The 22,802-nt window shown below is 22.5% G+C and carries 16 protein-coding genes and 1 tRNA gene; 2 read left to right on the forward strand and 15 right to left on the reverse strand.

What is annotated here, in order from left to right:
• Positions 1-51: 51 nt before the first annotated feature.
• From M3Y47_RS00765 to M3Y47_RS00785, 5 genes are all read right to left on the reverse strand, one after another.
• Positions 52-1,179, reverse strand: a complete 1,128-nt coding sequence (locus M3Y47_RS00765; RefSeq protein ID WP_252839583.1) for a porin — start codon at positions 1,177-1,179, stop codon at positions 52-54.
• A gap of 143 nt (positions 1,180-1,322) precedes the next feature.
• On the reverse strand, positions 1,323-2,684 hold the full coding sequence (gene asnS, locus M3Y47_RS00770) for an asparagine--tRNA ligase (protein WP_252839584.1): 1,362 nt from the start codon (positions 2,682-2,684) through the stop codon (positions 1,323-1,325).
• Between the two features lie 144 nt (positions 2,685-2,828).
• Positions 2,829-3,776 (reverse strand): oxygen-dependent tRNA uridine(34) hydroxylase TrhO, encoded by a 948-nt coding sequence (gene trhO, locus M3Y47_RS00775; RefSeq protein WP_252839585.1) that lies wholly within the window; start codon positions 3,774-3,776, stop codon positions 2,829-2,831.
• A gap of 48 nt (positions 3,777-3,824) precedes the next feature.
• Positions 3,825-6,683 carry a valine--tRNA ligase gene (locus M3Y47_RS00780; RefSeq protein ID WP_252839586.1) on the reverse strand — a complete coding sequence of 953 codons (2,859 nt, stop codon included), beginning with the start codon at positions 6,681-6,683 and terminating at the stop codon, positions 3,825-3,827.
• A 99-nt stretch (positions 6,684-6,782) separates the two neighbouring features.
• Positions 6,783-8,291, reverse strand: coding sequence for a leucyl aminopeptidase (locus tag M3Y47_RS00785; protein WP_252839587.1), 1,509 nt, complete (start codon positions 8,289-8,291; stop codon positions 6,783-6,785).
• Between the two features lie 294 nt (positions 8,292-8,585).
• On the opposite strand from M3Y47_RS00785, the gene argF reads away from it, so the two are divergent.
• The gene (gene argF, locus M3Y47_RS00790; RefSeq protein WP_252839588.1) at positions 8,586-9,608 is read left to right on the forward strand and encodes an ornithine carbamoyltransferase; all 1,023 of its coding nucleotides are present in this window, start codon (positions 8,586-8,588) and stop codon (positions 9,606-9,608) included.
• Between the two features lie 104 nt (positions 9,609-9,712).
• Positions 9,713-10,096 carry a Rid family detoxifying hydrolase gene (locus M3Y47_RS00795; RefSeq protein WP_434475809.1) on the forward strand — a complete coding sequence of 128 codons (384 nt, stop codon included), beginning with the start codon at positions 9,713-9,715 and terminating at the stop codon, positions 10,094-10,096.
• Positions 10,097-10,186: 90 nt separating this feature from the next.
• Here the strand turns inward: M3Y47_RS00795 and M3Y47_RS00800 are convergent, their stop codons facing one another.
• The 10 genes from M3Y47_RS00800 to ftsH all read right to left on the reverse strand — a co-directional run bounded on the left by M3Y47_RS00800 (position 10,187) and on the right by ftsH (position 22,761).
• Positions 10,187-11,998: a DEAD/DEAH box helicase gene (locus M3Y47_RS00800; protein WP_252839590.1), complete on the reverse strand. Its 1,812-nt coding sequence runs from the start codon at positions 11,996-11,998 to the stop codon at positions 10,187-10,189.
• A 326-nt stretch (positions 11,999-12,324) separates the two neighbouring features.
• Positions 12,325-14,403 carry a polyribonucleotide nucleotidyltransferase gene (gene pnp / locus M3Y47_RS00805; RefSeq protein WP_252839591.1) on the reverse strand — a complete coding sequence of 693 codons (2,079 nt, stop codon included), beginning with the start codon at positions 14,401-14,403 and terminating at the stop codon, positions 12,325-12,327.
• A 157-nt stretch (positions 14,404-14,560) separates the two neighbouring features.
• On the reverse strand, positions 14,561-14,830 hold the full coding sequence (gene rpsO, locus M3Y47_RS00810; RefSeq protein ID WP_252839592.1) for a 30S ribosomal protein S15: 270 nt from the start codon (positions 14,828-14,830) through the stop codon (positions 14,561-14,563).
• A 57-nt stretch (positions 14,831-14,887) separates the two neighbouring features.
• Positions 14,888-15,817, reverse strand: coding sequence for a tRNA pseudouridine(55) synthase TruB (gene truB, locus M3Y47_RS00815; RefSeq protein WP_252839593.1), 930 nt, complete (start codon positions 15,815-15,817; stop codon positions 14,888-14,890).
• 34 nt (positions 15,818-15,851) lie between these two features.
• Positions 15,852-16,217 (reverse strand): 30S ribosome-binding factor RbfA, encoded by a 366-nt coding sequence (gene rbfA / locus M3Y47_RS00820; RefSeq protein ID WP_252839594.1) that lies wholly within the window; start codon positions 16,215-16,217, stop codon positions 15,852-15,854.
• 20 nt (positions 16,218-16,237) lie between these two features.
• On the reverse strand, positions 16,238-18,397 hold the full coding sequence (infB, locus tag M3Y47_RS00825; RefSeq protein WP_252839595.1) for a translation initiation factor IF-2: 2,160 nt from the start codon (positions 18,395-18,397) through the stop codon (positions 16,238-16,240).
• Positions 18,398-18,647: 250 nt separating this feature from the next.
• Positions 18,648-20,126, reverse strand: coding sequence for a transcription termination factor NusA (gene nusA, locus M3Y47_RS00830; protein WP_252839596.1), 1,479 nt, complete (start codon positions 20,124-20,126; stop codon positions 18,648-18,650).
• Between the two features lie 242 nt (positions 20,127-20,368).
• Positions 20,369-20,458 (reverse strand) — tRNA-Leu (locus M3Y47_RS00835).
• A gap of 49 nt (positions 20,459-20,507) precedes the next feature.
• Positions 20,508-20,747, reverse strand: a complete 240-nt coding sequence (secG, locus tag M3Y47_RS02240) for a preprotein translocase subunit SecG (RefSeq protein WP_284622218.1) — start codon at positions 20,745-20,747, stop codon at positions 20,508-20,510.
• Positions 20,748-20,967: 220 nt separating this feature from the next.
• Entirely contained in the window at positions 20,968-22,761 is a 1,794-nt protein-coding gene (gene ftsH, locus M3Y47_RS00840) for an ATP-dependent zinc metalloprotease FtsH (protein ID WP_252839634.1), read from the reverse strand.
• Between the last annotated feature and the right edge of the window lie 41 nt (positions 22,762-22,802).

The following is a 22,802-nucleotide window of genomic DNA, read 5'->3' on the forward strand; positions in this document are numbered from 1 at the left end:
TTGCAAAAATTTTTAAAAAAATATCTTTTATATATATCTTTATTATACAAACTAAAAAGTATATTTAAAACCCATTCCAAAAGTATTTTCAGAATAATGCAAATACTCTCTATCCGGAGTATCAGAATCTTTCATAAAATTTATTTTGTAATGAAAATTAGCAATAAAATTAGGATGCAACGTATAGTTAACAATGACATTGAAATGATTATTTAATGTTACAGGATTAGAAACAACTAAATTACGCATATAATCATATTTTGTTCCAGAAGATTTCACATATCCTAAAGATGCTTTAACTCCATTTTGAAAATCATACTGTCCAACAACTTCAAATGTGTCTAATAAGTCATATCTTACAGAATCTTTCATATAAGGAAAAGCTGATTCTTTTAAATAACCGTAAAAACCTGAAAGAGTAATATTTTGTATATTATAATTACAACCTATTGCATAAGATTTTGCCCAATGACTTGTTAAATCTGCTCTATTTCTAGAATTATCATATGGACTAAAGAAAGTTGAACCAATTATTGTTAATCCATAATCATTAACATATTTTAAAGAAGCGCCCCATGAATCATTATATTTATTACTTAAATAATAATTTTGTCTTTGATAATGCGTCTGATGTTGAAGAGTTAAACCAAAATCTTTCATAGATCCAAAAAGTGATTTCATTTTATAAGTTAAAACACCATCTGCACGACCAACTAAAAAATTGTTATCTTCATGTAATACTAAATTTTCCGTTTCATCAAAAAATTTTTCAGTAAACTGCTTAGAATAATGTATAACTCCATAATTTCTTCCATAATCTAATGTTCCAAACATACCTAAATCTAATCCAACATATGATAAACTAATACAATTATCAGTTGGATGACTATAACTATTTGGATTATATCGTGTAAATTTTGGAAGATATTCAAATCTTGCATATCCTGCTACAAAAGGATTAATATAGTGTTTAGTAAATATTCCAAACTTAATATTCGAATAATTTCCTAAAGAATTTAAAATCAATGGATCACTAGTATGAGAAGTAAAGTAAAGTGGATTAATATGATAATAAAAATTTATGCGATGCCCATGTTTATAATATATCTCTCTAGCATGAACATTTCCAGAATACAAACACAAAGGAATTAATATCGCTAAAGAACGATGATTTATCATGATAAATATCACTCCCTTATTGTCTTGTAAAATGTAACAAATTGAAAAAAATTTTTTTAATATTTTTTTGTTTAAAATATATATTAATATTTTTTTAAAAAAATTTCATGTTTTCAAAAAAAAAAATTTTTTTTAAAAAAATATTAAAAATCAGCATTTCGAACAGTTCTTGGAAAAGGAATCACATCTTTTATATTTTGTATTCCCGTAATATACATAATTAACCTTTCTAAACCTAAACCAAAACCAGAATGAGGAACCGTTCCATATAACCTTAATTCTCTATACCATTTATAATCATCTTTGCTTAAATTCAATTCTTTTATTCTTTGATCTAAATATTCTACTCTTTCTTCTCTTTCTGATCCACCTATTATTTCTCCTATGTCAGGAAACAAAATATCTATAGCAGAAACAGTTTTTTTATCATCATTTATTCTCATATAAAATGGTTTAATTTCTTTAGGATAATTTTTAATAATTACAGGCTCTTTAAAATATTCATTTACAAGAAATTTTTCATGATCTGTAGATAACTCTATTCCATAAAATATAGGTTGTGAAAACAAACTTTTATTTTTTTTTAAAATTTCTATTGCTTCTAAATATTCAACTTTTTTAATCGTTGATTTGATAAAATTTTTTAATCTCTTAATCACTTTTAATTTTAAAACATTTTGTAAAAAAAATAAATCATTATAATTTTTTTTTAAAATAATCTTAAAAAGATATTTCAAAATTTTTTCAATTAATTCAATAATATTTTCTAAATTAGAAAACGCTAATTCTACTTCAAGCATCCAAAATTCAGATAAATGACGTGTAGTATTTGAATTTTCTGCACGAAATATTGGTCCAAAAGTATAAACTTTAGATAAAGAACAAGCATACGCTTCAATTGTTAATTGTCCAGAAACTGTTAAAAAAACATTTTTTCCAAAAAAATTATTTGAGTCAATATTTTTATTGAGAACAGAAAACATATCTCCTGCTCCTTCTGCATTTAAAGATGTAATAATCGGAGAAGAAACCCAATAAAAATTATTTTTATAAAAAAAATTATGAATTGATTGAAATACAGTACTTCTAATTCTTGCAATTGCTCCAATAATATTCGTTCTCGGTCTTAAATGAGCGAATTTACGTAAATGCTCCATTGTATGTTTTTTTGCTGACATAGGATAAGTGTCAGAATTTTTAAGCCATCCAATTACATTAAGTTTTAAAACATGAATTTCAAATTTCTGTTTTAAGTTCAATGAACTTACTAATTTTCCTTCAACATGTATAGAACATCCAGAAGTTAATTTTAAAACATCGTTACGATTTATCAAATTATTTTTTATAACTAATTGCAATGTATTTAAACATGAACCATCATAAATATCAATAAAAAATAAATTAGATTGAGAACTTCTTTTATTTTTTACCCAACCTTTAATTTGAATGTTTTTACCGATAATAATTTTGTCTTCAAAAATATCTTTTATAAATACATGCAACATACAATTTCCTTCAGAAATAATATTTATATATTAATCTCAATTTTTAAAAAATTTATAATAATATTATAATACAAATCTCTTGTATTTAAATAAATATTTTTCTTATATATAAATTTATTTTTAAAAGATATAAATAAAAAAAAATTATAATAAAGATTGATGAAAAATATGAAAACATTTTTTTGAACAAAAAGATTTATATTTTTTAGAACATGAAATACATTGTATAAATAATAAATTACATTTCGAATTCATACAATTAACATAATAATCTGATTTATTCAAACATTGATTACAATGAGACAGAATTTTTTTAGAAATATATTCTCTTAATCTATAATCAAAAACAAAATTTTTTCCAAAAAATTTAATAGGTATATTATTATTTTTACATTCATTAATATATCCTATAATTCCTCCAAAAATTTGATAAACTTTTTTATATCCTTTATTATAAATTAATGAAGCGGCTTTCTCACATCTAATTCCTCCTGTGCAGTATAAAACTATTTTTTTGTTTTTATAAAAATTAATATAATTCAAAAGACTTTTTAATTGGTCACGAAATGTGAATGTATATGTTGAAATAGAATTTTTAAAATGACCAATTCGATATTCATAATAATTCCTCATATCGAAAAAAATTACATTTTTTTTTTTTAAATATTTATTTACTTGCTTTGCATGTAAATATTTTTTTTTATATATTTTTTGGAAAAAATTATTTTTTAATCCATCCGATACAATTTTTTTTTTAATTTTGATTTTTAATTTAGAAAAAGATCGAGATGTATTGTCTATTCCAATATTAATATTAATATTATTTAATTGTGGATCTAATTGAGAAATAAAATATTTCATTTTGTTAAAAAATTTTTTTAAAATATCACCTTGAGCATTAATTCCTTCATGTGATATATAAATACGCCCAAAAATATTTAACTCATTAAAACATTTTTCTAATTTATTCTTAAATAATAAAGGTTCATCAATATAAAAATATCTATAAAAAGAAAAATTAATTCTTAAATATTCTTTAAAAGAATTATTTATAAATTTTTTATTAGTAATAAAATTTATTATACCAGACATATATAATTTCCATAACATATAAAATAATATAAAAAATTTTAAAAATATTTATAATGATAATAACAAATTTTTATAATCTTTTAAATTTTGTAAATTTTTTCTAAAAGTATTTAATTTTTTTTTCTGAGCAAAAATTATATTTTTTGGTGCATATTTTAAAAAATTTTTATTTAATACTTTTTTTTCAAAAATATATTTTTTTCGTAAGAGAAGATTAATTTTTTTTTCTATTTTCTGTAATTCATCTTGTTTATTTAAAACATCTTTCATAGGAAATAATATTTCAGATTCACCTATATCTCTAATCAGAGAACTGTGTAAAATATTTTTATTTTTTTCAGAAAAAAATTTTATATCTTTTAAATACATAATTTTTTTTAAAAAAAATTGATTTTTTTTTAAAAAACATAAAAATTTATAATTACTATTTTTAAATATAACAGGAATTTCTTTATTATACTTTATTTTAATTAAACTTCTTATTGATCTAACTGTGGTAAAAATTTTTTTTAAATACAGCATGTTTTTTATAGATTTTATATAAAAAAGTTTTTTTTCATAAATTGGAAATATTTCATTAGTAATACTTCTAAAATTAGAAATATCTTTTAAAAGATTTATTTTATTCCAAATATACTCAGTAATAAAAGGAAGGAAAGGATGAGATAATTTTAATAAACATTCTAAAACATAGAATAAAACATATTGAGTATTTTGTTTGTTTTTTAAAAAATTTTCTTTTATAATTATTTTTGAAATTTCTAAATACCAGTCACAAAATTTATTCCATATAAAATCATATATCAAATAAGAAACAATATCAAATCTATAATTTTCAATAAATTTTTTATATTTTTTAATTAATATTTGTAATTCAGATATAATCCATTGATCTAAAAAAGACAATTTTATATCAAATATTTTAATGTTTTTTTCATTTTTATGAAAATTTTTTATAACAAAAACACTTGCATTCCATATTTTATTACAAAAATTTCGATATCCCTGTAGACGATTCATATCCCAAGAAATATTTCTAGAATGATTAGAAAGTGAAGTACATGTAAAACGTAAAGCATCTGCTCCAAAAGCTTTTATTCCATTTGGAAATAGTTTACTTATATTCTTTGATATGACATCATTTTCTTGTAAATTATTTTTTACTTTTTTATTTATTAAGTTTTTTAAACTAATACCATCAATTAAATCAATAGGATCAACAATATTTCCTTGAGATTTTGACATTTTATTGCCTTTATCATCCCGGATTAATCCAGTAATATAAACATTCTGAAAAGGAATTGGAATTTTTTTTTTGTTCTTTAAAATATTTGTAGTTAGCATAATCATACGAGCAATCCAAAAAAAAATAATGTCAAAACCACTAACAACAACATCTGTTGGATGGAAAATTTTTAATGCTTTAGTATTTTTAGGCCAACCTAAAGCAAGAAAAGTCCATAGTCCAGATGAAAACCATGTATCTAAAACATCTTTTTCCTGTTTAAGAAAAATTTCTTTAGATAAATTATTTTTTTTTCTAATATCTTCTTCATTTTTTCCAACATATATATTTTTTTTTATGTCATACCATATAGGTAACCTATGACCCCACCATAATTGTCTTGAAATACACCAATCTTCTAAATTATACATCCAAGATAAATACATTTTTTTATATTTTTTTGGAAAAAATTTAATTTCTTTATTCTGAACAGCTAATATAGCTTTTTTAGACAAAATAGATGTTTTTAAAAACCATTGGTTTGTTAACATAGGTTCTAAAATAGTCCCACTTCTTTCTCCATATGGAATAATTGATTTTATTAATTTATTTTTTGTAATAAAATTATTACTCTCTAATAACTCTAAAATTTTCTTTCGTGCTAAAAATCTATCTAAAAGTTGAAATTCTTTTAAAACAAATCTACTATATACTTTCTTTTTTTCCCCTTTATAATTATATATTAATAATTTTCGTCTTATTCTCCCATCTTTATGAAAAATTTTAATTATCGGAAGAAAATTTTTAATACCTATCTTATAATCAAGAAAATCATGTGCAGGAGAAATTTTTACACAACCAGTTCCCTTTTCTATTTCAATTTCTTGATCACAAATAATAGGAATAACTCTTTGAATGATAGGAACAATAACTTTTAGTCCAACATATTTCATATATCTTGTATCATTAGAATTAACAGCTATTGCAGAATCTCCAAAAATTGTTTCTGGTCTTGTAGTTGCTACTACAAGATAATTTTTCCCTTGATAAAAAATATTTTTATCTAAAAAAAAATATTTTATATACCACATTTTCGTTAAAACATCTTTATTTTTGACTTCTAAATCTGATATTACAGTTTGTAATTGTATATCATAATTAACAATTTTCTTTTTCTTATAAATTAATTTTTTATTATATAACATTAAAAATGCTTTTCTAACACCATAAGAAATATCTGGATCTAAAGTGAATTTTTCGCGTGACCAATCTATTGAGTTTCCTAAACGTTTCATTTGATAAAAAATTTTCTTTTTATATTTTAAAACCCATTTCCATGCTTTTTTTAAAAAATATTTTCTATTGTATTCTTTTTTTAATTTACCTTGTTTTTTATATATTTTTTTTTCTATTAATAACTGTGTAGCTATTCCAGCATGATCAATCCCAACTTGCCATAAAGTATTTTTTCCATTCATTTTATTATAGCGAATTAAAACATCCATAATAGTTTGCTGAAATGCATGACCCATATGTAATACTCCAGTAATATTTGGAGGAGGCATCATAATACAAAAAGATTTTTTCGATGATTGATCATACAATGTTTTAAAACATTTATTTTTTTCCCAAAGGTGATATAATTTTTTTTCAATCAATTTAGGATTATATTTTTTTTTCATTTTGTTTTATTATTTATCTTCTTATATAGTAAAATTAAGTTAATAAAGTTTTTTAAATTTATTTTTCAAGTATATTAATAAAAATTCAAATATAAAAAATTATAATTTTTTATATTTTTTTAAAATATTTAAAAAATATTGACATATTAACGTTACAGGTTTTCCAGTAGCAGATTTTTTTTTTCCTGAATTCCAAGCTGTTCCTGCTATATCTAAATGCAACCATTTATATTTTTTTGCGAAATATGATAAAAAATAAGATGCTGTACTTGCTCCGGCATATTTTTCTCCTATATTTGATAAGTCAGCTACATTCGACTGTAAATATTTCTTATACACTTTAAATTTCGGTAAATTCCATACTTTGTCATTTATATTTTTACTAGCTTTCTTAATTTTTTTCGCTAAATTTTTGTTATTAGAAAATAATCCACTTGCAGCATTACCTAAAGTTGCTACGCAAGATCCAGTTAAAGTAGCAATATCAATTACTATTTTAGGATTAAAACGTTCTACATATGTTAAAATATCACATAATATTAATCTTCCTTCAGCATCAGTATTTAAAATTTCTATAGTTTTTTTAGACATGGTAGAGATAATATCTCCTGGTTTATAAGAATTACCATTAATCATATTTTCACAAGTTCCAATAATACCAATAACATTTAATGGCAAGTTAAGTTCTGCAAGAAATTTCATTATTCCTATGACCGATGCTGCACCACACATATCATATTTCATTTCATCCATAAGGTATGAAGATTTAATAGAAATACCTCCTGAATCAAAAGTAACTCCTTTTCCTATTAAAACAAAAGGACGATGGTTTATTGCATCTTTATTTTTATAATACATAATAGACATATATGCTTTTTGAGAAGATCCTCGAGCAACTGTCAAAAAAGCATTCATACCTAATTTTTTAATATCTTCCTGATTAAATATTTTTACTTCAACATTTTTTTTATATTTTTTAAATATTTTGTAAGATTTTTTTACTAAGTATTTCGGTGTGCAAATATTAGAAGGAGTATTACTAATATCTTTGGTTAACTTTATTCCTTTAGAAATAGATAAACCGTGAAAAACTGCTTTTTTAAAATCTAATAAATGTTTTTTAATATTTATTTTTATAAAAATTTTTTTAACAAAAATATATTTTTTTATTTCTGTCTTATATTTATTAAAAAGATAAAAAACTTCTGTATATGAATCTATAATATTTCTTATTTTCCAATATATGTTCTTTTTATAATATTGAAAATCAGAAATATTGATATAAATATATTCTATGGAATTTTCTTGACATAAAATAAAAATTTTTTTTATTATTGAAAAAAATGAATTTCTACAAAATTTATTTTTATTTCCACAATTTATTAAAATTACACGATTATATTTAGATTTCAAATCTGTATATAATAAAATTATTTTTCCAAAATTTTTTTTCCAATCATTAATCTTTAATATATTTTTTATATCATATGTTATATATTTATTTATTTTATGGAAAATAGAAAAATAATTTTCATCTTCATATATTCCAAAAACAATGCAATTATTTTTTAATATTTTATAAGTTTTTTCATATTGAATAATTTCCATTTAATTTCCTTAAAATACAATATTTTAAAAAAAATTTTTCATGTTATATATTTGATATACATTAAATTATTTTATCTTATTCTAATAAGAAATAATATTTAAAAATATTATTTTTATAAAATTATTAAAAATTTCATTTTCATAAAATAATTTGAAGATATTTATTTAATATAAATTAATAGATAATTTTTCATCTTTTTAATATAATAAACTGAAATGTTCATGCATCATATATATTAATATATATGTTATGAAAACTTAACTAAAAAAAATTTTTAATTAATTAGAGAAAATATGAATTCATGTTACTTAAAAAACCTATTAAGATTATGCGATTTCTGTAAAGAAGATATTTTATTTTTAATAAAATATGCAAAAAAATTAAAATTTAAAAAAAAAATTAATAAAGAAAAAAAATTATTAAAAAATAAGAATATTGTTTTACTCTTTGAAAAAGAATCTACAAGAACTCGATGTTCATTTGAAATCGCTGCCTTTAATCAAGGAGCAAAAACAACATATTTAGGACCTGGGAATACACATTTAGGTTATAAAGAATCCATCGAAGATACAGCTATAACATTAGGAAAGATATATGACGGAATAATTTATCGTGGACATCAACATACTAATATAGAAAAACTTGCACAATATGCAAAAATTCCAGTTTGGAATGGATTAACAGAATCTTTTCATCCAACTCAAATTTTATCTGATTTATTAACAATACAAGAAATTTTTATAAATACTCCGTTAAAAAAAATAAAAATTGCATATATTGGAGATGCTAGAAATAATATTGCAAATTCTCTTGTAGAAGCATCACAAATATTAAATTTTAATTTAACATTAGTTTCTCCAAAAAAATATTTTCAAAAAGAAGAATTTTTTAAAAGATATAATGTGAATAATTCTTATCCAAAAAATATTTTATATACAGAAGATATTGAAAAAGGAGTGAAAAAAGTTGATTTAATATATACAGATGTTTGGATCTCAATGGGTGAAAAAATTGAATTACAAGAAAAAAAAATTGAACTTTTAAAAAATTATCAAGTAAATCAAAAAGTACTACGACTTACTGAAAATCCACTAATTAAAGTCTTTCACTGTCTTCCAGCTTTACATGATCAAAAAACAAAATTTGGAAAAAAAATTATTAAAAAGTTTAATTTAAAAAATGGAATAGAAATTTCACATGATGTATTTGAATCTAACAAAAAAATTATTTTTCAACAATCGGAAAATCGAATACATATAGCAAAAGCTTTATTGATAAATTGTTTAATAAATAATTTTAATAAAAAAATTAAATAATTTTTTTATTAATAAAAAAAAATCTCAAAATATATTTTTATTTAAAAAAAAATAAAATATTTATATTTCAATCATTGTCGATAAAACTAATTATGAAAAACTTTATGCAAATTTATACTAAAAAAGCACCACCAGTACTTGGCCCATATTCTCAAGGAATAAAAATAAATAACTTATTAATAACTTCTGGACAAATTCCTATTAATCCGAAAACTAAAATGATTCCAAAAAAAATATTTGATCAAACAACATTAGTATTAGAAAATATTAAATCTATAATTTTAGCATCTAATTTTCATATCAAAAATATTGTTAAAACAACAATTTTTACAACTCGTTTAGATAAAATTCATAAAATTAATGGTGCATATGAAAATTTTTTTATTAAAAACAAAGTTTCTATTTTCCCTGCTCGATCATGCGTAGAAGTATCTAAACTTCCTTTAAACGTAAAAATTGAAATTGAAGCTATATCTTATAAAAAATAAAATTTATTAAAGAGTGCACAATTTTATTTTTATTGATAAGTGCGCTCTTTAATTAAATATTTTTTAAAATAATTATATTTTTAAAAAAGTTTATTTTTTAAAATGTACTTTTGATTTCATCAAATATGATCTTTTTGTACGAAAATTTTTTATATGCTGGGAACGTTGAAGAATTTTATTTGGAAAATTATTTTTATAGAAAATACGTTTTTTACTTTTTATATTATAATTTGATTTATTATATGACTTTAAGGATTTTAACAACCTTAAATTAATAAATTTATTAAAAATTTTCGTTGTGTTAAAGTTTTCTAAAATTCCCTTTTGAGATAAGTACTTTGGTAATTCTATTGTAGAATAAGAAGAAAATATATTAATATTACCAATTTCTTTATTATTTAAATTTCCCTCATTAGCAATTGCTCCGACAATATGTCTTACTTCAATTTTATCATTTTTTCCTAAATCTAATTTATAAATATCCATATTCTTTTGATAAAAATTTTTAATATGCTTATTTTTATTATAAAGATTTTTTCTACGCTCATTATTAGTCCAACGAGTTCTAATTTTAGGAATTTTAATATCTTCTTGAACGATTAAAACACGTTCTCCTTGAGCTATCTTTAATAAAGCTGCAGCTAAATTATCAATGCTAACTGGATTCTCTTGATTAATTTTTTTTAATAAAGATTTGTAACTTTCTAAATCTTTACTTTTTAATTCTTTCTGTATTTTTTTAGACACATCATTTAAACGACGTTGACATAATAATTTTGAATTTGGTAAACATACTTCCTTGATAGATTGTCTCATAGTTCTTTCAATATTTTTTAACAATCTCATTTCTCTATATTCAACAAACATTAAAGCTTTTCCCTTTCTTCCAGCTCTTCCTGTACGTCCAATTCTATGAACATAGGATTCTACATCCATAGGTATATCATAATTAATAACAAAACTAATACGATCTACATCTAAACCTCTAGCAGCAACATCTGTTGCAATTAAAATGTCTAAATTTCCATTTTTTAATCGATCTAATGTTTTTTCTCTCAGTGTTTGATTCATATCTCCATTCAATGCAGCGCTATTATATCCATTTCTTTCTAGAACTTCAGATACTTCAACCGTAGCATTTTTAGTACGTACAAAAATAATTGCGGCTGAAAAATCTTCTGTTTCAAGAAATCTAATCAATCCATCAGTTTTTTTACCATGAACTAACCAATACATTTGATTAATATCAGGTTTATTTCTAATATTTGATTGAATTTTGATTTCTTTTGGATTCTTCATAAATTTTAGAGATATTTTCTTAATTGGATTAGGCATAGTTGCAGAAAATAAAGCAGTTTGACGTACTTTTGGTATTTGCAAAAGAATATCTTCGACATCTTCAAGAAATCCCATTCTTAACATTTCGTCAGCTTCATCTAATACTAAATAATTTAAACGAGAAAAATTTACAGTTTTTCTTTTTAAGTGATCTAAAAGTCTTCCTGGAGTTCCTACAATAATTTGCACACCTTGTCTTAAAGATCTTAACTGTAAATCATATCTTTGACCTCCATATAAAGGAAGTACTCTAACTCCATAAAGATATTTTGCAAATAAAGAAAAAGCTGAAGATACTTGTATCGCTAATTCACGCGTAGGAGTTAAAACTAAAACTTGAGGTGATTTTAAAAACTTATTCAATTTCTGCAATATAGGTAAAGCAAAAGCTGCAGTTTTCCCACTTCCTGTTTGCGCTGTTCCTAAAACATCATTTCCTTTCATTAAATATGGAATGCATTTTTTCTGAATTGGAGAAGGTTCTTTATAGCCTATTTCTGTTAAAACTTTTAAAATTAAATTATTTAACCCGAAATCTGAAAATTTATTTTGATTACAAATCATGTAACACATATACCTCATTTGATTAATAAGAAATTAAGTATATAAATTTATAAATAAATATTTTTTTTTATATTAATAAATATACTAAATCAAAAATTACATTTAATTTTTTTTAAAACATATTCTTTTAATTCTACCAATTATTTGATAAAAATAAAATATTTCACTAAACTTAATACATTTCACAAATAAAACATAAAATATAATATAAAAAATTCATAATTTTCTTTACATTAAAAGTAAATGTGAAAAGATAAAAAATTTATAAACTCTATAAAAAATAGAATTATAAAATTCTATTTTTCAATAATCTTTATCGTATACTATTAAATATTTTTCATAGTTAATCTCAATCTTTTTTGTCTATCTATATCTAAAACTTTAACTTTCACCACTTGATTCACTTGCAAACAATCATTAACTCTTTCTATATGACTTTTAGAAATTTGAGAAATATGAACTAATCCTTCTTTTCCTATTCCTATAGAAACAAATGCTCCAAAATCTACTATTCTTGTTACTTTTCCGGTATATATTTTTCCTATTTCTATTTCAGAAGTAATCTCTTGAATCCTACGAATAGCATCTTTTGCTTTTTCTTTAATAATAGCTGAAATTTTTACCATACCATTGTCTTCTATCTCAATTGTTGTTCCTGTTTCTTCTGTTAACATACGTATAATAGAGCCACCTTTTCCGATAACATCTTTTATTTTTTCTGGATTAATTTTAATAATATGAACACGCGGCGCAAATCTAGAAATTTTTTTGTTAGGAGCATTAATTGTTTCTGACATTTTCTGTAAAATAAATAAAAGAGCAATATTTGCCTTTTTTAGAGATTCTTGAATTATTTTATGAGATACTCCTTCAATTTTCATATCCATTTGAATCGCAGTAATTCCTATTTTACTCCCAGAAACTTTAAAATCCATATCACCAAAATGATCTTCATCTCCTAGAATATCTGTCAAAACAACATAATTCTGATTCTCTTTGATTAATCCCATAGCAATTCCAGCAATCGGTTCTTTTATTGGAACTCCAGCATCCATTAAAGCTAAAGAAGCTCCGCAAACAGAAGCCATAGATGAAGAACCATTGGATTCTGTAATTTCAGAAACTATACGTATAGTATATGGAAAAATATCTACAGTAGGCATAACAGGTAATATACTTTTTTTAGCTAATCTTCCATGTCCAACTTCTCTTCTTTTAGGAGAATTAATAACTCCTATTTCTCCAACAGAATAAGGTGGAAAATTATAATGAAATAAAAAATTATCAGTTTTATCACCTAATAATTCGTCTAAATTTTGAGCATCTCTTGAAGTTCCAAGAGTAACAGAAACTAAAGACTGAGTTTCTCCACGAGTAAATAAAGAAGAACCATGCGTTCTATGTAAAACATTTGTCTTCATATCTAAATCTCGTATCATATCCTGACTTCGACCATCAATTCTTAAATTATTTTTTAAAATATTTTGTCGAACTAAATTTCTTTCAATGTCTAAAAAAATTCGATTTGCCTGAAAAACATCAAAATCTAAATTTTTAGATAAAAAATAATTAATAACAGATTCTTTATAAATTTTTAATTTTCTAATTCTTTTTTTTTTACTAAAAATTGCATATAAATCTTGAATTTTTTTTTTAGACATTTGATAAATTTTTTTATATATTACACTATTAAAAGAAAAATCAATATGTTTCCATTTCTTTTTTTTAATCGAAAACAATAAATTCTTCATATTTTTAATTAATTTTTTTTGTTTTCGAAATCCATATATCAAACCATTAAAAATAATATCTGCACATAATTGCTGTGCTTCTCCTTCAATCATTAAAATATTTTTCTCTGTTCCGGAAACAATTAAATCTAATGTACTAAATTTCATTTCATCTGTTGTTGGATTTAAAACATATTTATTTTTAATAAATCCAATACGAGCAGCACCAATCATATTATTTACAGGTATTCCAGAAATATATAATGCAGCAGAAACTCCAATCATAGAAACAATATCTGGATTAATTTTCGGATTTAGTGAAACTACAGTAGCAATAATCTGTACTTCATGATGAAAATTTTTTGGAAAAATAGCACGAATAGGTCTATCTATCAATCTTCCAATTAATATTTCATTTTCACTAGGACGACCTTCTCTTCTAAAAAAACCTCCTGGTATTCTTCCTGCTGCATAAGTTCTTTCTTGATAATTTACAGTTAAAGGTAAAAAATTTTTTTCCTCGGGCAATTCTGTTTGTCCAACTATTGTTATAAGAACTGAAGTATCATCAATGCTAACCATAACAGAAGAAGTTGCTTGTCGTGCAATTAAACCAGTTTCTAAAGTCACAATATGTTTGCCATATTTAAATTTAAAAATAAGTGGATTGAGCAAAATAAATGTCCTTTAAATCAATTTTTAAAATATTTATGTAAAAATTCTTAAATTTATTTTTGTGAATTATTGGCAATTCAAAGGGCTATTTCGTGCCCTTGAATAATTTTATTTTTTTTTCTATTAAAAAAGATTATAAAAAATCACTGTTATAAATTTATCGACGAATTTTTAGATTTTGAATAATAAAATTATATTTTTTTATAGATTTTTCTTTTAAAAAATCTAATAATTTTCTACGTTTTGAAACCATTTTTAATAAACCTCTACGTCCTGAATAATCTTTTTTATGATTAATAAAATGATTTTGTAAATAATTAATTTTATTGGTTAAAATAGCAATTTGTACCATAGTATTCCCACTATCTGAATCATTTTTTCCATAATTAGAAATTATTTCTTGTATATTCAGCTGTAATGTATTCATATTTTTCCTATTTATTAATAAAAAATAGCAAATTTACATTTTTATTACACAAATACTTTATTTCGATGTATGAAAATTCATTAATCGATAAGGAAATAAATATTTATTTTTTTTAATTTTTCCTAAACCAAAAAAAACTCCTTTTTTGTTCATCATACATACTAAACAAGATTTTAAATTTTTAAATAATTTTATTGATTGACCATTTTTTATACGCAAGTGTTCATCTTTCGATAAAAATACTTTTTGAAAAGTAGATAACATAGAATGAATAGGGATAATTAAATTTTTCAATTTATGTAAAAAATCTTTCTTGTATTTTTGTTGTAAAAAATTTAATTGATCAAAAGTAATAGATTGATTGATTGAATAAGAAGAAATTTGGATACGTCTTAAAAATATTACATGAGCACCACATTTTAATAATTTTCCTAAATCTCTTATTATAGAACGAATATATGTTCCAGAAGAACACAAAATCTCTAGTTCAATAATTTTTTCTTTACGATATATATTATTTAACTGATAAACATTAATTACTCTACTTTTTATAGGAACAGATATACCCTTTCTAGCATATTTATATAATGGCTGTCCTTTGTATTTTATAGCAGAATAAATAGGTGGAACTTGAACTATTTCTCCACGAAAATTATCCAATACAGATTCATAAAAATCAGAATCAAAATTAATTTTACAAATTTTTTCTACAAATCCATCAGAATCTGCAGTCGAAGTATTTTCACCTAATTTAGCAATAACACGATACTTTTTATTTGCTTGTATAAGATATTTTGAAAATTTTGTTGCTTCTCCAAAACAAATTGGAAGAAGACCAGTAGCTAATGGATCTAAAGATCCGGTATGACCTGCTTTCTTAATATAAAAAAATTTTTTTGTTAATTGTAAAGCTTGATTTGAAGAAATTCCAGTAGGCTTATCTAATAAAAAAATCCCATGAACATTTCTCATTTTATTAAAAAACATTCATAAACCTTATATATTTTAAATTAAGAAAATTTTATTTTTTTGAACATTTTAATAAATTAGAAATTTTTTCACCATCAATAAAAGAAGAATCATAAAAAAATTTTATTTTTGGAACAACTCTTAAATTCAATCTTTTACTTAATAAAAATCTTATATAATTAGATGCATTATTCAAAATTTTTAAAGAAAAAATTGTAAAAGAATGATTTTTTTTATGACAGGAAATAAAAACTTTAGCATATGTATAATCTTTAGAAAGAATTATATCAGAAATAGTAGAGAAACGATTAATACGAGGATCATTAATATATTTTTGAATAATACATGCAATCGCTTTTTTAATTTCTTCAGAAATTCTCTGTAATCTATGAAAATTTTTATACACTTTATCATCCATTATTTATAAATTCAAATATTTTAATTTCTTTTTATTTTTTCTATTTTATATACTTCTATTATATCATTAACGCGAATATCGTTATAGTTCTTTATCCCAATACCGCATTCAATACCACGACGAACTTTTTTCACATCTTCTTTAAAACGTCTAATAGACTCTAATTCACCTTCATATATCACTATATTATTTCTTAAAATTCTAATTGGATCTTTTCTTTCAATAATACCGTCAGTTACCATGCATCCTGCAATTAATCCAAATTTTGGAGATTGAAAAACACTTCTAACTTCAGCTAAACCTACTATCTTATTTTTGTATTTTGGAGATAACATTCCATAAATGGAAGATTTCACTTCATTAATTAAAGTATATATTACAGAATAATACCTTAAATCTAAATCTTCTTTTTCAATAATCTTTTTCGCTGAAAGATCTGCTCTAACATTAAATCCAATAATTATTGCATTTGAAGAACTAGCTAAAGATGCATCATTTTCATTAATTCCTCCGACAGAAGAATGAATTAAATGCACTTGAACTTCTTCATGTGATATTTCTCGAAGAGAATGAGATATTGCTTCTAAAGAACCCTTTGAATTTGTTTTTAAAATAATATTTAATGTAGTTATTTTATTTTTATTAATATCTTCAAATAAGTTTTCAAGATTAATTTTTTTTTGTTTGGAAAATTTTCTTAATTTATTTTTTTCTTTCCTATATAAAGAAACCTCTTTAGCTTGTTTTTCACTATTGACAACCTTTAAAATTTCACCAGAAACAGGTAATCCAGATAAACCTAAAATTTCCACTGGAATAGATGGACCAACACGTAAGATAACTTCTTTATTTTCATTTCTAATAGATTTTATTCTTCCATATTCTAAACCACATAAAACAATATCTCCAATTTTTAATTCACCTTCTTTGATTAAAATATTCGAAACAGGACCTTTTCCTTTATCTAAATAAGATTCTATTACAATACCAGTTGCTGTTCCCTTTGCAAAAACAGATAAATCTAATAATTCAGCTTGTAAAAAAATACTTTTTAATAACTTGTTTATTCCTTTTTTCAACTTAACAGAAATACTTACAAAAAGATTCTCTCCTCCTAAATCTTCAGAAAGAATATTATATTTCATTAATTCATTTTTAATTTTTTCTATGTTAATTTTATTTTTATCAATTTTATTAATTGCAACAATAATAGGAACTTCAGATAATTGTGCATGTTTAATTGCTTCTATTGTTTGAGGCATAATTCCATCATCTGCTGCAATAATTAATACAATAATATCTGTTATTTGCGCTCCTCTTGCTCTCATAGAAGTAAATGCTGCATGACCTGGAGTATCTAAAAAAGTAACTTTTTTTCCATTTATTGTAATATGATAAGCTCCAATACTTTGAGTAATACCTCCTGCTTCAGAAGAAACGGTAGAAGTTTTTCTAATACAATCTAAAAGAGAAGTTTTTCCATGATCTACATGACCCATAATAGTAATAATCGGAGGTCGTAAAATTTTTTTTTGATTTTGAACATTTTGACTTTTCATTAAAGATTGTTCTAATTCATATTTATTTTTAATCTGTACTGAAAAACCCATTTCTTCAACAATTAATTGAGCTAAATCTAAATCTAGTAATTGATTTTTCGTTAAAGAAATTCCTGAATTAAAAATTTTTTTTATTAAAAAATGACTTTTTAAACCCATTTTATTTGCTAATTCAAATACTCTAATTTGATGAGAAAGGATAATTTTTTTAGAAAAATTATTTTTTGGTTTAATAAATTTTTGTTTTAAAAATTTTGTTTGAATACTGTTCTTTAAATAATTATTTTTTTTTTTATTTTTTGTTTTAAAAAATGAAAAATTTTTAGTTTTACTTCTTGGAGATACAAAACGATGATTTTTTTTCTTGACAATACTAGAATTTTTTATATTTTTAGAAGTGTTCTTCTTCTGAGAAAAATTTTTTTTATAAGAATTATTTTCTAATTTATTTTTTTTAGCAAAAAATCTTTTCTTTGAAGAATGATCAATAGGAGAATTTTTTAAAATAGATGATGTTTTAATATTATTTTTATCTTTATAATGCGAATTTTTACTTAAAATATTTTTTTTTTTATTCAAAATACGAACATTTTTTTTTTCTTTAAAATCATTTTTTCTCATTTTTTCTCTTATTTGTTATGTTTATTATGTATTTAATAATAAAATTTTTTTAAAAAAGTATTTTTTTATTTATAAAATTTCTTTATAAATATATTTTTATATATATAAAATATTTTCAATAAATATAAATAAAAAATTTATCTCATATATTTTCTTAATTTATAAAAACAAAATATACATATTTATATATATGTTAATATATATAAATATATATATATAAAATAAAATATTTTTATAAATATAGTTTGTATCAATTTTTTTTAAACCAACAAATATTTCTAGCAAACATAATTAATTGACCAGCTTGTACTTTATTCAATATTGGAATATCTGTTAAATCATCAATACTTTGATTAGCTAATTCTTCTAAACTAAAAATTTTTTTTTTAGCTAATTCTACAATAATATTATTATTAATTCCCTTTACATGTAATAATTTACTTTTGCAAAAACTATCATCGACATCTTTTTTAATAGAATGTAATAAAACAGAATTTTTAGCTTTTTTCCTAATAGAAATACATAAACTTGCATTAAAATTAAAAATTTTTAAAAGTTTTTTATATGATATAGATAATAATCCTTGTATAGAAAAAATATTTTCTTTAAAAAATTTCAATAAAAATTTTTCTTCTATTCCTAAATATTTTTTAAATATTTTATAAGCTTGTTTTTTTTTTTTTTTTAATTTTATCTTTAATTTTTGAACAGTCATAACATTGAGTTCCCATCTACTCAAAATAGATGCTAATCTTACATTTTGACCATTTCTTCCAATAGCTTTTGCTAGGTTTTTTAAATCTACCGCGATATCTATAAACTTATTATTTTTATCAATAACAATATTTAAAACTTCAGCAGGAGCCATTGCATTAATAACAAATTTAGAAATATTTTTCTTCCATAAAACAATATCTAATCTTTCTCCAAAAAGTTCGTTTGATACTGCTTGCACCCGTGCACCTCTCATTCCTACACATGCTCCTACAGGATCAATTCTTTTATCATGCGTTGTTACAGCAATTTTTGCTCTAGAACCAGGATCTCTGGCAATACCTTTAATTTCAATAATCCCCTCACTAATTTCAGGAACTTCAATTTTTAATAATTCTATGAGCATTTCAGAACGAACGCGGCTTAATAGTATTTGAAATCCATTTTTTTCAGAATTAATTGAATATAATATACTTTTAACTCGATCTCCTAATCTAAAATTTTCTCTTGGAAGCATTTCTTCTTTTAATAAATATCCTTGAACATGATCATCTAAATCTAGAATTGCAAAATCTCTATTAATTTTCCTCACTATTCCAGTAACAAGTTTTCCTTTTTTTTTTTTTAATTGTTGAAGAATAATTTCTTGTTCAGCTTCTCGAACTTTTTGCAAAATAACTTGTTTAGCTGTTTGTGTAGTAATTCTATCAAATTTAATAGATTGAATTTTTTCTTCAATATAATCATTTAATCTTAAATTTTTATTATCATATTTCGCAGCTTCTAAAGTAATTTCTTTAGTTGGTTTTAAAACATCTTTAACAATCAACCAACGACGATATGTTTTAAAACTTCCATTTTTTTTATTAATTAAAACTTTAATATTTATATCTTTTTTATATTTTTTTTTAGTTGCGGTGGATAAAGCTTTTTCTAATGCTTCAAAAATAATATCTTGTGGAATAGATTTTTCATAAGAAACAGATTCTACAACTGCTAAAATATCTTTTTTCATATTAAATACACCTTTATATATCTTTTTTTTTAATTTTCAATATAAATAATTTATTTTAAAAATTATTAAATAATTTAACAAAAAATATTTTTATAAAATATTTTTAATAAAAAACCCAGTTTTTACAGGAATTTTATTGAAAATTATAAAATTTTATATTAATGCAAAATTAAAAAAAAAATTTTACAACATAAAATTATTTATATAATTTAAAAATTTTAAATAATATTTATAAAAATTAATACCGAGAACGGGATTTGAACCCGTACGCCTTATTTCATTAAAGGCACTACTACCTCAAAGTAGCGTGTATACCATTTCACCATCTCGGTTCTTAAATATATGATATATAATTAATTATAGATAAAATTTTTAAAAATTTTATTCTATTCCTAACAGGTAATTATTAACACTACATTGAAATATACTTAATATTAAAAAAATACCAGCACATATGATTGTCAAGTGATTTAAAAATTCACTTTTTGTTGCCACATTAAATAAATTTTTTGTTACGTTATTTATTCCAACATTTGTAGAACCTTGACTTTTTTGCAATAAAATTAAAATAATAAACGTTATTGAAAAACACGCATAAACTAAAAAAAAAAAGATTCTCACTGTAAAATTCCTATATTCTATAAACTATGAAACTGATCATAAAAAATCATTTTATTTATCAGAAAATAATTATGAAAAAATAAATAAAAATATTACTTGATAATATACATTAAAAAATTAAATACATAAAATTGATTTCAATTATATTGAATTTTTTTTTTTAAAAAATAACATGATTCAAAATAATTCTTTTCTTAAATAGAATATCAAAAAATTCATATTATGAAAGTAATTTTCTATTCATTAAACAATTTATTTGTGTATAATTAATAGTTTCATATTTCATCAAAGCATCTTTCATAGCGTGTAAAATATCTATGTTTTCTTTTAAAATTCTTTTAGCTCTTTTATAATTTATATCAATAATTGATTTAATTTCTCTATCAATAATCTCTTCTGTCTTATTAGAAAAATGTGAAATTTTAGACGTTGTTTGTCCTAAAAAAAATTCTTCTTCCTCATTTTGATATAATAAAGGTCCTAATTTTTTAGAAAATCCCCATTTAGTTACCATATTTCTTGCTAAACTTGTAGCTAATTTAATATCATTAGAAGCTCCTGTAGAAACATGATCTTTTCCATAAATAATTTCTTCAGCTAATCTACCTCCATATAATGTAGAAATTTTACTTTCTATTTTCTGTTTATCAATACTTAAATGATCTTTTTTGGGAAGAAAAAAAGTCACTCCTAAAGCTCTTCCGCGAGGAATAATCGTAGCTTTATGCACAGGATCGTGTTTAGGAACTAATTTTCCTACAATCACATGTCCTGCTTCATGATAAGCAGTATATTCTTTTTCTTTTTCAGTCATGATCATTGACTTACGTTCTGCACCCATCATAATTTTATCTTTAGCTTGTTCAAAGTCTTTCATGTAGACAAAATCATGTTTATTACGTATAGCGCAAAGAGCTGCTTCATTAACTAAATTTGCTAAATCTGCTCCTGAAAAACCTGGAGTACCACGCGCAATAATACTAGAATTAAAATTTTTGTCTATAGAAATATTTTTTATATGTACATTTAAAATCTGTTCTCGTCCTTTAATATCAGGTAAAGGTACAAAAACTTGACGATCAAATCTTCCTGGACGTAAAAGAGCAGGATCTAAAACATCAGGACGATTAGTTGCTGCTAGTAAAATAACTCCTTGATTTTTATCAAAACCGTCCATTTCAACTAATATTTGATTTAAAGTTTGCTCTCTTTCATCATTTCCCCCACCTAAACCAGTCCCTCTCTTTCTTCCAACAGCATCTATTTCATCAATAAATATTATACAGGGAGAAGATTTTCTTGAATTTTCAAACATATCTCGGACTCGCGATGCACCAACACCTACAAACATTTCTACAAAATCTGAACCCGAAATTAAAAAAAATGGAACTCTTGCCTCTCCAGATATAGCCTTAGCTAATAAAGTTTTTCCAGTTCCAGGTGGACCTATCATTAGAAGTCCTTTCGGTATTTTTCCTCCTAATTTTTTAAATTTTTTTGGTTCTTTCAAATAATCAACTAATTCCTTTACTTCTTCTTTTGCCTCATCGCATCCAGCAACATCTGCAAAAGTTATCTTAATTTCATCTTTTTTAAACATTTTTGCTTTACTTTTTCCAAAAGACATTGCTCCCTTTCCAGCTCCTAACTGTATCTGCCTTAAGAAAAATATCCATATTAAAGCTAATAAAATCATTGGAAACCATGAAATAAATATAGAAACAAAAAAATTCATTTCTTCAGGTTTTTTTCCTATTATTTTAACATGTTTTTGTATCAGATGATCCAATAATTTTGGATCATTTATAGGTAAATAAGTAGAATATTTATTATTATTTTTTTCAATAACGTGCATTTCTTTCCCATCTATCATTACTTCACGAATTTTACCTTTTTGAACATCAGATAAAAAATTAGAATAATTTACCACATAATTATTATTATAGTGAAAATTTTGAAAAATAGATGTTAATATTATTGCAATAATTGACCAAAGAATTATTTTTTTTACTATTCTTCCCAAGAGTTTTATCCTCCATTAAAAATAATGGATAT

Origin of the sequence: Buchnera aphidicola (Sipha maydis) (genome assembly GCF_024029855.1) — a bacterium.
Classification (GTDB): Bacteria; Pseudomonadota; Gammaproteobacteria; order Enterobacterales; family Enterobacteriaceae; genus Buchnera_J; species Buchnera_J aphidicola_BI.